The organism is Paraburkholderia aspalathi, from assembly GCF_900116445.1.
Classification (GTDB): domain Bacteria; phylum Pseudomonadota; class Gammaproteobacteria; order Burkholderiales; family Burkholderiaceae; genus Paraburkholderia; species Paraburkholderia aspalathi.
Genome location: NZ_FPBH01000007.1, coordinates 220,553 through 232,989, shown reverse-complemented (window position 1 = coordinate 232,989; position 12,437 = coordinate 220,553). Strand labels below are relative to the sequence as shown.

At 61.9% G+C, this 12,437-nt stretch carries 9 protein-coding genes; 6 read left to right on the top strand and 3 right to left on the bottom strand.

Going from position 1 to position 12,437, the window contains the following annotated elements:
* Positions 1–2: 2 nt before the first annotated feature.
* The 3 genes from BM438_RS14145 to BM438_RS14135 form a co-directional block, all read right to left on the bottom strand.
* The gene (locus tag BM438_RS14145; protein WP_093634849.1) at positions 3–941 is read right to left on the bottom strand and encodes an ABC transporter permease subunit; all 939 of its coding nucleotides are present in this window, start codon (positions 939–941) and stop codon (positions 3–5) included.
* A 16-nt stretch (positions 942–957) separates the two neighbouring features.
* The gene (locus BM438_RS14140; RefSeq protein WP_093634848.1) at positions 958–2,574 is read right to left on the bottom strand and encodes a peptide ABC transporter substrate-binding protein; all 1,617 of its coding nucleotides are present in this window, start codon (positions 2,572–2,574) and stop codon (positions 958–960) included.
* A 181-nt stretch (positions 2,575–2,755) separates the two neighbouring features.
* Positions 2,756–3,328, bottom strand: a complete 573-nt coding sequence (locus BM438_RS14135) for a cupin domain-containing protein (RefSeq protein ID WP_054040392.1) — start codon at positions 3,326–3,328, stop codon at positions 2,756–2,758.
* A gap of 945 nt (positions 3,329–4,273) precedes the next feature.
* On the opposite strand from BM438_RS14135, the gene BM438_RS14125 reads away from it, so the two are divergent.
* From BM438_RS14125 to BM438_RS14100, 6 genes are all read left to right on the top strand, one after another.
* Entirely contained in the window at positions 4,274–5,815 is a 1,542-nt protein-coding gene (locus BM438_RS14125) for a peptide MFS transporter (protein WP_093634926.1), read from the top strand.
* A 191-nt stretch (positions 5,816–6,006) separates the two neighbouring features.
* The gene (gene pdxR / locus BM438_RS14120; RefSeq protein ID WP_093634846.1) at positions 6,007–7,485 is read left to right on the top strand and encodes a MocR-like pyridoxine biosynthesis transcription factor PdxR; all 1,479 of its coding nucleotides are present in this window, start codon (positions 6,007–6,009) and stop codon (positions 7,483–7,485) included.
* A gap of 472 nt (positions 7,486–7,957) precedes the next feature.
* Positions 7,958–8,410, top strand: a complete 453-nt coding sequence (locus BM438_RS14115; protein WP_007177969.1) for an HU family DNA-binding protein — start codon at positions 7,958–7,960, stop codon at positions 8,408–8,410.
* 399 nt (positions 8,411–8,809) lie between these two features.
* Positions 8,810–10,219 carry a circularly permuted type 2 ATP-grasp protein gene (locus BM438_RS14110; protein ID WP_054040394.1) on the top strand — a complete coding sequence of 470 codons (1,410 nt, stop codon included), beginning with the start codon at positions 8,810–8,812 and terminating at the stop codon, positions 10,217–10,219.
* A gap of 173 nt (positions 10,220–10,392) precedes the next feature.
* The gene (locus BM438_RS14105) at positions 10,393–11,343 is read left to right on the top strand and encodes an alpha-E domain-containing protein (RefSeq protein WP_093634845.1); all 951 of its coding nucleotides are present in this window, start codon (positions 10,393–10,395) and stop codon (positions 11,341–11,343) included.
* A 13-nt stretch (positions 11,344–11,356) separates the two neighbouring features.
* The gene (locus BM438_RS14100; RefSeq protein WP_093634844.1) at positions 11,357–12,184 is read left to right on the top strand and encodes a transglutaminase family protein; all 828 of its coding nucleotides are present in this window, start codon (positions 11,357–11,359) and stop codon (positions 12,182–12,184) included.
* Positions 12,185–12,437 lie beyond the last annotated feature (253 nt).

Genomic DNA, 12,437 nt, shown 5'->3' with positions numbered 1-12,437 from the left:
GATCAGTACCGGATACGCGGATCGAGCCATGCATACGCGAGGTCGACCAGCAGATTGAACAACACGGCGACGGCGGTCGTCAGCACGACGAGGCCGAGCACGAGGGTGTAGTCGCGATTGATCGCGCCGTTGACGACCAACTGGCCGAGACCCGGCAGCGCGAACACCGATTCGGTGACCACGGCCGCGGTGATCGACGAGATGCAGATCGAGCCGAGCAGCGACACGACCGGCATCAGCGCGGGCTTCATCGCATGGCGCAACACGATCGTGCGGCCCGGCAGGCCTTTGGCGCGCGCCGTGCGGATGAAGTTGCCCGACAGCACTTCGATCATGCTGCCGCGCATCACGCGCGCGATCCCGGCGACGTTGATGATGACGAGCAGCACGATCGGCAGCACGCGATAGCGCCACTCGCCTTCGCCCCAGCCGCCGGCCGGCAACCAGCCGTGGCCTTCAGAAGTCTTCAGCAGGATCGCGAAGATCCACACCAGCACCGGTCCGAGCACGAACGGCGGCACCACATTGCCGATATTGCCGAGCACCATCACGAAGTGATCGACGAAGCGGTCACGCCGCACCGCGGCCAGCGTGCCGAGCGTGACGCCGATCACCAGTGCGATCGGCACCGATACGCCGCCGACGCCAAGACTCACCGGCAACGCTTTCCACACGAGATCGTTGACGCTCCAGTCGGCGTAGCGGAACGACGGGCCGAGGTCGCCATGCAGCAGCGAGCCGAGGTAGTGGAGGTACTGCAGCCACAGCGGTTCGTCGAGGTGGTACTTGGCGTTGAGGTTCGCGAGCACGGCCGCCGACAGGTGTTTCTCCGTGTCGAACGGCCCGCCGGGGGTGAGGTGCAGCAGCAGATAGCACGCGGTGATCACGGCGAGAATCGTCGGGATCGCCCAGAGCGTGCGGCGCAGCGTGTAAGCCAGCATGACGGTGCTCCCGCGCTTAGTGCTTGATCAGATACATGTCTTGCGTGGCGCGCTGGTCGACGTAATTGGTCGACGTGTAGCCGCCGACATACGACTTGACCAACCGGTCCGCCGAGTACTGGAAGAGCGACACCAGCGGGTAGTCGTTCATGGCCAGATCGTGCGCCTGCGTGAGCAGGGCGGTGCGCTTCGCGTCGTCGAGCTGCTGGTTGCCTTCATCGACCAGTTTGTCGACTTGCGGGTTGCAGTAGCGCTGATCGTTCTGCACGCTGTTGCAGCGTATCAGATCGAAAAACGAGTTGGCGTCGTTGTAATCGACGAACCAGCCGTCGCGCGAGGCCTGCACCTTGCCGTCGTGGCGTTGCTTGAGCAGCACCTTGTATTCGACGTTTTCGAGCTTGGCGGTCACGCCGAGCTTGGTGCGCCATTCTGATGTAGCAAACAGCGCGACTTTCTTGTGCAGGTCGTTGGTGTTGTAGGTGAGGGTGAACGTCAGCGGCTTCGCGTCCGAATAGCCTGCGGCCTTCAGCAGGTTGCGCGCGTAATCGACGCGCTTGGCCATCGGCCAGCTTGCCCAATCAGGCGTGAAAACGTTCGAGCCTTCTGTGCCCTTGGCGATCAGGCCGTACATCGGCACCTCGCCGTCGGCCGTTAGACGCTTGGTCAGCAGGTCGCGGTCGAGCACCATCGCCAGCGCCTGGCGCACGCGCTTGTCCTTGAATGCCGGGTCTTCGTTGTTCAGGCTGTAGTAGTAAGTGGCGATCTGCAGGCCGGTTTTCAGTTCGGAGCCGAACTGCTTGCTCACCTGCGCATAGATGCCCGACGGAATCGAATACGTGTAATCGAACTGGCCAGCCTGATACATGCGCATCGCTGTTTCGTCGTTTTCGATCGGCAGATAGGTCACTTTCGTGATCACGACCTTGCTGGCGTTCCAGTAGGTGCTGCTTTTGGACGCCACCAGCCGGTTGCTCGGCTGCCAGTCGGTCAGCACATACGGGCCGTTACCGACGAAATTGCCCGGACGGGTCCAGTCGCCGCCGAATTTGGTCACGGTGTCACGATTGACCGGGACCATGGCCGGCATGGCGGTCAGTTGCGGGAAGAAGGCGGCGGGCACCTCGGTGGTGACTTCGAGCGTGTACGGATCGACGGCACGTGCGGCGAGGCTCGTCAGCGGCGCTTTGCCGGCGAGAATCGCCTTGGCGTTCTTCACAAACTCGACCAGCACCGTGTATTTCGAACCGGTTTTCGGATCGAGCACGCGTTGCCATGCATAGATGAAGTCAGCCGCCGTGACCGGCTGGCCATTGCTCCAGCGCGCGTCGTGGCGCAGCTTGAAAACCCACGTAGTCGGCCCGGTGCGCGTCCACGATTGCGCAACGCCCGGCACGATCGCGCCGGCCGCGTCGATGCGCGTCAGACCTTCAAACATGTCGAGCGCGATCGTGTCGCCGGTCCAGGATTCGATATGCGCAGGGTCGAGCGATTCGGTTTCGGCCGGCACCTGGCGGGTCATTTCCTGGCTGGCGGCGAGGGTGACACCTGCGGGTACGTTGACGGCGTAGGCGGAGGGCTGAAACGTAAGGACGAGCGCAGTCAGCGCCGTCGCGTAAGCAAACGGGGTTTTCATCGGTTGAGGTCGCAGGAAAGGTCGAGAGAAGAACGCGCTGGCGCAGGGGCGCCCGGTTATCTGCGGTGCTCGGGCCGGGGCGGCCCTTGTTGCCCGTGTTGATTGCGCGACATGCAGGATTCCTTACATTTCGTAATGCAGGCGAACCCTGGCCGGATCAACCGGAAAAGGTGCCTGCCTCTTAGAACAGTCTTGGTGTGCCCACCCAGACGACTACCGACTCTTTGCGTGCGGTATTCACCCAGCTGTGCGGCACCGTCGATTCGTAATGCGCGCTGTCTCCCGCGTGCAACACAAACGTCTTGCCTTCCAGCGTCAACGACACTTCGCCGTCGATCACATAAACAAACTCTTCCCCGGCATGCGTGGTGACTTCCGAGCGTTTCTGCCCGGGCGGCATCCTCACGAGGATCGCTTCGAGCTGACGGCCGCCCGTCAGATTGGTCAGCCGTGCAAACAGATTGGCCGAGTCCGCAAAACCGAAAAACTTCAACTGATCGCCGCGGCACACCGAGCGTTCTTCGCTTGGTGTGTCGACGAAATACTGCACCGTCACCCCGAGTGCGTGGGCAATCCCGGCCAGCGAAGTGATGGACGGTGACGCCAGACCCCGTTCGACTTGCGACAAAAACGGTTTGGAAATACCCGCTGCTGTTGCCGTGTCATCCAGCGTGCGCTTGAGCCGTTGCCGCAGCGCGCGGATCTTACTGCCGAGTTCGAGTGCCGGATTCTTCTTTTGAATTGTCGTGACCATAGCAGGAGGAAATTAGCCCGTCAAAATTTGTTTGATATAAGTAAATATGGTTTGATTGCGGTCCAGGCCGGGGTGGCGGGCCGTTCAGCGCCCGGTCGTGCAAGGGGCCGCAATTTCGAGACAACGCTCTATGTTGCCAGAACCGAAATCCGCGTCAGCCGTTTTGACCGGTAATCGGCGAGAAACTGGAAGCGGATGCGGTAAAGACTGCTGTATGCAATGGATTTCGGCATTGATGCAGATTGAGTATGAGGAGACGTTAAAGGCATGACATCAAAGACTATTTTCAGCCAGGCCCCCAATGGGGAACGATGGAATATGGCGTGTAAAAACAGGTAATTGGCGTGGCATCAGTGAATTCCCTGAGTGACGAACGGTGCTTCTGTTTGCAGAATCGGGCCCGCTTGGCGGATGGGCGCATGTGTTTGTATCAGACGCAGCGCCGGCCGCTGTTTTTTATTCCGCACGCAGCGATCCTGCACGGCGGAGCATTGTCCGGCACGTTCCATCAGAACGCTCGCCGGCATGAGGACATGACTATCACTGCCGATTTTTCCTGCCGCGGGCTGCGTGCCCGCCGCCCGGCGCGGCCGCCATCTGCCGCCCGCCGGATAGCCGTTCCCCACAATGCTTTATCATTGAGCCCGTTCCGCTTGCCGGAACCCGAGCCCGATGTGGCGCAGCGTCCCCCAAGGGCAGTCCCTTCGGGACGTCCCGCGTGGCGGGCCTCCATCCCATTCCCTGGTTTTTCTGCTGGTTCTGCCGGTGCAGGCGTTTCACTTTGCGGCTTGGTTTGCAGATGAGCGCGCCGCTGGCTACGCACATGCCGATGGAAATACATGTGCCGCGTCGCGCGGGCTCCGCCGACCGTTTTCCCAGATCCAGTTTTTCGCGCCGCGTGGCCAGTCCGCGCGCCGCTGCAACCGTAAGAACAAGAGGTACATGATGAATTCGTCCAATCCGCGCAGCGCGCCGGTCTCGCAGACCCGTTCGTTCTCGACAGTCTTTCTGATCGAGATGTGGGAGCGCTTTGGCTACTACGGGATGGCCGCGCTGCTGGTCCTGTTCATGATTGACAAGCTGAACTTCACCGACAGCCATGCCACCCTCACGTGGGGCGCGTTTACGGCGCTGGTGTACGCATCGCCGTCGATCGGGGGCTGGATCGGCGACAAGATTCTCGGTGCGCGCCGTACGATGATCTTCGGCGCCGGCGTGCTGGCAGCCGGTTATCTCATGCTGGCGTTGCCCAATGAGCAATTGAGCTACATGTACGCATCGCTCGGCGTGATCGTGGTGGGCAACGGGCTGTTCAAGGCGAACGCCGCGAACCTAGTGCGCCGCATCTATGAAGGCGACGACGCGCGCATCGACAGCGCATTCACGATCTATTACATGGCGGTCAATATCGGCTCGACGGTGTCGATGCTCGCGACGCCGTGGATCAAAGACCATTGGGGCTGGCATACGGCATTCGCGGTCTGCTGCGCCGGCATGCTGCTGTCGGTGCTGAACTACTTCATCATGTTCCGCACGCTCGCGCATATCGGTTCCACGCCGGACGCCGAACCGATCCGCTGGAAACGCGTCGGCGCGGTTGCGCTGGGCGGTATCGTGCTCGGCGCGGTCACGATGTTCGTGCTGCAGCACAAGGCGATTGCGGTGGCCTGCGTGTACACGGCGGGCGTCGCGATTCTGGCGATCTTCGGTTACATGCTGCTGAAGTGCGAACGCTCGGAGCGCGCGGGTCTGGTGGCGGCGCTGATCCTGACCGCGCAGGTGATCCTGTTCTTCGTGTTCTACGTGCAGATGTCGACCTCGCTCACGCTGTTCGCGCTGCGCAACGTCGATCCGCGTTTCATTCTGTTCGGTCAGACGTGGTTCACGTGGAGCGCCGCACAGTTCCAGGCGCTCAATCCGATCTGGATCATGTTGCTGAGCCCGGTGCTCGCGCTGCTCTATACGAAGCTCGCGAAGAGCGGCAAGGACGTGCCGGTCGCGGTGAAGTATGCGTTCGGCTTCGCGGTGGTGGCGGCCGGCTTCTTCGTCTATGCGGCGAGCGGCAACTATGCGGTGAACGGCCGCGTGTCGTCGTGGTTCATGGTGGGCGGCTACGGTTTGTATTCACTCGGCGAACTGCTGGTGAGCGGTCTCGGCCTCGCGATGATCGCGCGCTACGTGCCGGCGCGGATGAGCGGCTTCATGATGGGCGCTTACTTCGTGGCGACCGGTGTGTCGCAGTATCTGGGCAGCGTGGTGGCGAACTTCGCGCAGATGCCGGCGGGCAATCTCGATCCGCTCGAATCGCTGCCGCTGTATACCAAGTTGTTTAACGGCCTCGGCTGGCTTGCGGCGTTGGGCGCGCTGATCGCCGTGCTGCTGTTGCCGCTGATGCGCAAGCTCTCGCGTGAGCATCAGCGTTGCGGCGATGAAGCGCGTGAGAACGCGCGGCAAACGGCTGCATTGAATGGGGCAGTCGCGGAATAATCGCTTCCGGTAGTTCCACAAAAATGGCGCGCCTCTGTCATACGAGGCGCGCCATTTTGCGTTTTATGCACGATTCCTTGTCGTAAATGTCCGGTACGTTTCTGCTCCGATGGCGCCGACGGAGGTAAGCTTGCGGTAGGCATTGGTCTTTCAGAATAAGCATTTCTCGGATATTGAAGGTAGCCACTCGGATGGACATCCATATCGCGGTCGACGGGCGTCACGATCTGTCCGGACAGATCTATCGGCAGTTGCGTGCCGGCATACTCGAAGGGCGCCTCGCCGGCGGCACGCGTTTGCCTTCCACGCGCGATCTCGCCACGCAACTGGGTGTCTCACGCAAGACGACGCTCGAGGTGTTCGAACGCTTGCTCTCAGAAGGCTATCTGAGCGCCCGGGCCGGTTCGGGTACCTTCGTCGCCGATGGTCTGGAGCGTCTGCCGGCGGAGCGCTCGTCGCATGCACGGGCGGCCGAGTCGGCGCGCGAGCGGGCGAAGGCGAAACAGAAAACTGCGGCGCGCGCCCAGCCGTTGTGGGAGGAGATGCCCGAGACTCTGCCGTTGCCGCGGCCCACGGTGGCCCCACCGCTGGATTTCGTCGGCGGCGCGACCGACAAATCGCTGTTCCCCTTCGACGTCTGGCGTCGCTGCGTGAACCACGCATTGCGTGTGCAGGCGCGCGGCCCAGGCATGTATCGCGACGTGGCCGGCGAGCAGGAATTGCGCCTCGCGATCTCGCGCTACCTGGCGTTCAACCGGGCGGTCGCGAGCAACTGGGACGACGTGATCGTCACGCAAGGCGCGCAGCACGCACTCGATCTGATCGCGCGCATCACATTGCGGCCCGGCGAGATCGCGGCGCTCGAAGACCCCGGCTATCCGCCGGTTCAGGCGTGCTTCACGGCCACGGGCGCACGCGTGGTGCCGGTACCGGTGGACGCCGAAGGCCTGATCGTGAGCAAGCTCCCGGACAAGGCGCGGGTCGTCTACGTGACGCCTTCGCATCAGTTCCCGCTCGGCATGCCGATGAGTCTGGAACGGCGCGTCGAGTTGCTCGAATGGGCGCAGAAACGCGGCGCCGTGATCATCGAAGACGACTACGACTGCGAGTATCGTTTCGAAGGCCGGCCGATGGAGCCGCTGAAAAGTCTCGACCGTGCCGGTCTGGTCGCTTATGTGGGCACGTTTTCGAAGACGATTTTTCCGGAGCTGCGGGTCGGCTACGTGGTGCCGCCGGCCTCACTCTATGCTCCGCTTCTCAAGGCCCGCCAGATTGCCGACTGTCACGGCTGCACCCTCACGCAAACCGCGCTCGCGACCTTCATGCTCAACGGCGACTTCGCCAAGCATGTGCGGCGCATGCACAAGACCTATGCGGCGCGCCGCGCGATGATGCTGAAGCATTTGCAGGGCGAGCTCGCGCAGTGGTTCGAACCGATCGTGCCGACCGCCGGCATCCACATGGCGACGTGGCTGAAGGCGCCGTTTTCCGAGGAGGCGTTAGTGAGCGCCGCGCGTGAAGCGTCGATCGGCTTGTATGGACTCGCGCCGTTTTATCAGCGTGCGAAGCCGCAGCCCGGTTTGATGTTGGGTTACGGCAGCATTGCTGTCGAACATATCGACGCGGCGCTTACCAGGCTCGCCGACATTTTGCCGCGCCTTGCCCGCTGACGACCCAAAGCACGCTCGAATATTACTTAAGCCTATCCTTGAAACCGCCTGTGATTTTCTGTCGCAGAGCAACGTTAGCCGCTCCCTGCAGAGACTTTCGCTGCAGGGGGCGTGTTTTTTCCGTCGCGTGAATCGGCGTGGCGAACGTGTCGGCGAGCCTCGGTTTTGGCATCGAGCTGAGATCCGTCGACGATCGCCCGGCGCCGAAAGTGCCTCTATTCAGGCATCGAAATGACTTGTAACGCACGTTACGTGTTCGTGTTGCAGACCGGTCCGAGGCTCGCCGACGCACGTTTACCCGCTAAAACAAGGATCAAAATGTGTTGCGCAGTCTGCGCCGCGCAACAAACCTTCGCTGTTATACACAAAAGATTCGCGCAAATCGTATTAGCGCTTGTAGAATCCGGCGTTGAAGCGTGCACATACCGTGTGCGCTTCGTGCAATTCACTGACCACTACAGGTAGGAGAAACATGCCGACTTCCGCAAAAAAGGTGGCCAAGAAGGCTGCTGCCCCGGTACCGACCAAGAAGGTTGCTGCAAAGAAAGTCCCTGCGAAGAAAGCCGTCGCAGCTAAGAAGGTCGCCGTGAAGGCGTCCAGCGCTCCGTCGCCGATCAAGGACACCTTCACGAAGGCCTCGCTGGCTGCACACGTCGCTGAACGCGCTGCTGTGGAACCGAAGACTGCCAAGGCCGTTCTGGCCGCGCTCGAAGACACGATCCTCGGCGCTGTGCACAAGAAGGGCGCTGGCGAATTCACGCTGTCGGGTCTTCTGAAGATCGTCGTGCAAGCTGTGCCGGCGAAGAAGAAGCGCTTCGGCAAAGACCCGTTCTCGGGTGAAGAGCGTTGGTTCCCGGCCAAGCCGGCTAGCGTGCGCATCAAGGCACGTCCGCTGAAGAAGCTGAAAGACGCAGCAGCAGGCTGATCGAGCTTCATGCGTTGCCGCGGTTTTTGAGCGTGGTGGTTTAACGGTGTGTTTTTAACCGTGCGCTTTTAACTGTGGTTAACGTTTGAGCCGACCCGCAGTGCGAGTTGTCCGAATCCCCGTGGATGTGAATCCACGGGGATTTTTTATGTCCGCCTGCCGTGGCTTGGCGAACTCGCCGCTGCCCGCCAAGGTGCCGCTTATGCACCGTACTAGCGCATCATGAGCCGCCGCAGTACGATGGCAGCGAGGCCATGCCGGTCGGGATGCGCTGTTGGCGTGCATGCACTGTATTTGGTACGCGAAGAGCTCAATGGCATAGCGCTTGCTTGAACGATTGTCGAACACCGAATGCGCAGCGCATTCGCCTTCTATCCGACAACAAGAGCGGGGCGTGACATGCGATGCTATGACGAGATGCGTCATCATGACGATGCCGTGCGGCCACACTACGCGCGCTTTGAGCGGTGGCTGGTAAAGCAGGGCAATGAGGCGATCGCACGCAAGCGTGCGGAAGCCGACCTGCTGTTCCGCCGGGTCGGTATCACCTTTGCGGTGAACGGCGATTTGTCCGGCACCGAGCGGCTGATCCCCTTCGATCTGATTCCCCGCATCATTCCGCGCAGCGAATGGCAGACGCTGGAAGCCGGTTTGCGCCAGCGGGTGCAGGCGCTCAATCTGTTTATCCACGACGTCTATCACGATCGCAACATCGTGCGTGCCGGGATCGTGCCGGCCGAACAGGTCTATACCAACGCGCAATACCGGCCTGAAATGCAGGGCGTCAACGTGCCGCTCGGTGTTTACGCGCATATTGCCGGCGTCGACGTGGTGCGCGCAGGCGACGAGGGCGAGTTCTACGTGCTCGAAGACAACCTGCGGGTGCCGTCGGGCGTGTCCTATATGTTGGAAAACCGCAAGATGATGATGCGGCTTTTCCCCGAGCTGTTCGTGCAGAACCGCATTGCGCCGGTCGCGCATTATCCCGATCTGCTGCTCGACACACTGCGCTCGGTGGCGCCCGAAGGCGTTGACGATCCGGTCGTGGTGGTGCTCACGCCGGGCATGTACAACTCCGCGTATTTCGAGCACACCTTCCTCGCGCAGCAGATGGGTGTCGAACTGGTGGAGGGCAAGGATCTGTTCGTCGACGACAACTATGTGTTCATGCGCACCACGCAGGGACCGAAGCGCGTCGACGTGATCTATCGCCGCGTCGACGACGATTTTCTCGATCCGCTCGCTTTTCGCAACGATTCAGCGCTGGGCGTGCCGGGTCTGTTGACCGCGTATCGAGCCGGACGTGTCGCGCTGGCGAATGCCATGGGCACCGGTATCGCCGACGACAAATCGATCTACCCGTACGTGCCGGAAATGATCGAGTTTTACCTCGGTGAGAAGCCGATCCTCAACAACGTCCCCACGTTCCAGTGCCGCAAGGCCGACGATCTCGCGTACACACTCGCGCATCTGCCCGAGCTGGTCGTCAAGGAAGTGCACGGCGCGGGCGGCTACGGGATGCTGGTGGGACCGGCGTCGACGAAAGCCGAAATCGAATCGTTCCGTGAGCGCCTGATCGCGCGACCCGCGGGTTATATCGCGCAGCCCACGCTCGCGTTGTCGGCATGCCCGACGTTCGTCGAGTCCGGCATCGCGCCGCGCCATATCGACTTGCGGCCGTTCGTGTTGTCCGGCAAGAGCGTGACGATGTGCGCGGGCGGTCTTACGCGCGTGGCGTTGCAGGAGGGCTCCCTCGTCGTCAATTCGTCGCAGGGAGGCGGGACCAAAGATACGTGGATGGTCGACTGACGCGGTTGCCAATGCGGTTGCTCATGCTGGAGTTGGTGCAGCAATTCATGCAACCGCACCCGCAACCCAACGTGCCGGCGAAGTAGTCGAACCGCCGCCGGTGCACACGGATAACCAGCGCGAGCCTTTTTACTTTCATCAGGGTCTCGCGTCATCAGATACGGAACGCCGTCATGCTAAGCCGAACCGCCGATCACCTCTTCTGGATGGCCCGCTACATGGAGCGCGCGGAGAACACCGCCCGCATGCTCGACATCAACCTGAAGGCGTTGCTGCTGCCGCAAACGCCCGAACAGGAGTCGCGCGCACAACGCTCGGTGCTGCGCATTTCCGAGCTCGAAAGCGCCTTCGCGCAGCGCTACGATGAACCGACCCGCGAACATGTGCTCGATTTCATGGTGGCTGATGCGAACAATCCGTCGAGCATTCACTCGTGTTTGCAGGCCGCGCGCGAAAACGCCCGCGCCGTGCGCGGCACGTTGACGACAGAATGGTGGGAAACCATCAACGACACCTGGCTCGAATTCAACGAACGAAGTCAGTCCGGTCAGGCCGTGAGCAATCCGGGCGCGCTATTCGAGTGGGTGAAGTTCCGCTCGCACCTGTCGCGCGGCGTGACGATCGGCACCGCGTTGCAGGACGACGCGTTCTTCTTCACGCAGCTCGGCACCTTCCTCGAACGCGCCGACAACACTGCGCGGATTCTCGACGTGCGCTTCGCCGACGTCGAGCCGAATTCACGCGATGCCGCCCGCCAGCTCGAAGACTTTTACTACTGGACCTCGATTCTCAGTTCGGTGTCGGCGCTGGAGATTTATCGCAAGGTGTATCGCGATGTCGTCACGCCAGCGCGGGTGGTCGAGTTGATGATACTGAACCAGCAGATGCCGCGCTCGCTGCTCGCTTCGCTCGAAGGCGTCTGCACGAATCTGGCGATGCTGCGCACGCCGGGCTCGAACCAGTGCGAGCGATTTGCCGGCAAGCTGCGCGCCGAACTGGTGTATTCCGACATCCGGCAGATTTTCGAAGCCGGCCTGCACGCCTATCTGACACAGTTCCTGGCTCGCGTGTTCGAGCTCGGCAATCTGGTTGCGCGTACCTATCTGATGTTGCCAGTCGCCTGACGGAGTTCTTTTTATGTACCTGACGATCCGCCACGACACGTCCTATCGCTACGAAGCGACTGTCCATTATTCGATCCAGCAACTGCGCCTGACGCCGGCAAGCGGCGCCTCGCAGGTGGTGCGGCGCTGGAGCATCGATGCACCCGGCAAGCTCGACGCCACCTTCGACGCTTACGGCAATGTGCTGCATACGCTCGTCATCAACAAGCCGCACAACGAGATTCGTCTGCACGTAGCGGGCGAAGTGGACACGATCGCGCTGAAAGATGGTCACTTGCCCGACGCGGTCGGCCCGATTCCGCTCGAGCATTTCACCTGCTCGACGCGTCTCACCGAGGCCGATGCGGCAGTCCGCGAGCTGGCCGCATCGGTGCCGAGCCTGGCGACTTCCGGCAATCTGATCGAATTGGCCGAACAGATCGTGCAGCGCGTGAAGTACAACACCGGCATCACCGAAGTCACCAGCACGGCCGCCCAGGCGCTCGCGCTCGGCAACGGCGTGTGCCAGGACCACGCGCATCTGATGCTGGCCTGCTGCCGCGCGCGCGGTATCCCGGCGCGTTACGTGAGCGGCTACATCGAACCCGGCGACGTGAGCGGCGGAGTAAGTCCCCTTGGGGCGGACCACGGCGCGAGCCACGCATGGGTCGACGTGTGGCTCGACGGCAAGGGCTGGATTTCCGTCGACGTCACGCATGCCGCGTTTGCCAGCGAGATTTACTGCCGGCTCGCCGTGGCGCGCGATTACGAAGCCGCCGCACCGGTGCGCGGCCGGCGGATCGGCGGGCTGGAGGAGCAATTGAAGGTGTCCGTCACGGTCAGCGGACAGATGCCGCAATAGCGTGGCGGGTGGGGATTGGCAGTCAACTCGGCAGGACGCCGGGGCTGCATGACAGGCCGCCCGCGGCCGGCTCGGTGGGTCACATCAAGTCGCACACAGAACGCCTCGCCAGAAGGGCTGGCGAGGCGTTTAAGTGAGCGTCAGCCCGCATAACCATTCAGATTCGGCACGCGGCGGCCGTAAAACGGGGTGAGGCGCATGCGCGCCGCATTACAATAGCGCCGTTCTGTCGTTTTTTGCGGGTACTTTTCCT

Coding starts and splice junctions, on each gene's coding strand:
- BM438_RS14135 (WP_054040392.1), bottom strand. CDS start 3,328: ATGGTCACGACAATTCAAAAGAAGAATCCGGCACTCGAACTCGGCAGT.
- BM438_RS14125 (WP_093634926.1), top strand. CDS start 4,274: ATGAATTCGTCCAATCCGCGCAGCGCGCCGGTCTCGCAGACCCGTTCG.
- BM438_RS14105 (WP_093634845.1), top strand. CDS start 10,393: ATGCTAAGCCGAACCGCCGATCACCTCTTCTGGATGGCCCGCTACATG.
- BM438_RS14115 (WP_007177969.1), top strand. CDS start 7,958: ATGCCGACTTCCGCAAAAAAGGTGGCCAAGAAGGCTGCTGCCCCGGTA.
- BM438_RS14145 (WP_093634849.1), bottom strand. CDS start 941: ATGCTGGCTTACACGCTGCGCCGCACGCTCTGGGCGATCCCGACGATT.
- BM438_RS14140 (WP_093634848.1), bottom strand. CDS start 2,574: ATGAAAACCCCGTTTGCTTACGCGACGGCGCTGACTGCGCTCGTCCTT.
- pdxR (WP_093634846.1), top strand. CDS start 6,007: ATGGACATCCATATCGCGGTCGACGGGCGTCACGATCTGTCCGGACAG.
- BM438_RS14100 (WP_093634844.1), top strand. CDS start 11,357: ATGTACCTGACGATCCGCCACGACACGTCCTATCGCTACGAAGCGACT.
- BM438_RS14110 (WP_054040394.1), top strand. CDS start 8,810: ATGCGATGCTATGACGAGATGCGTCATCATGACGATGCCGTGCGGCCA.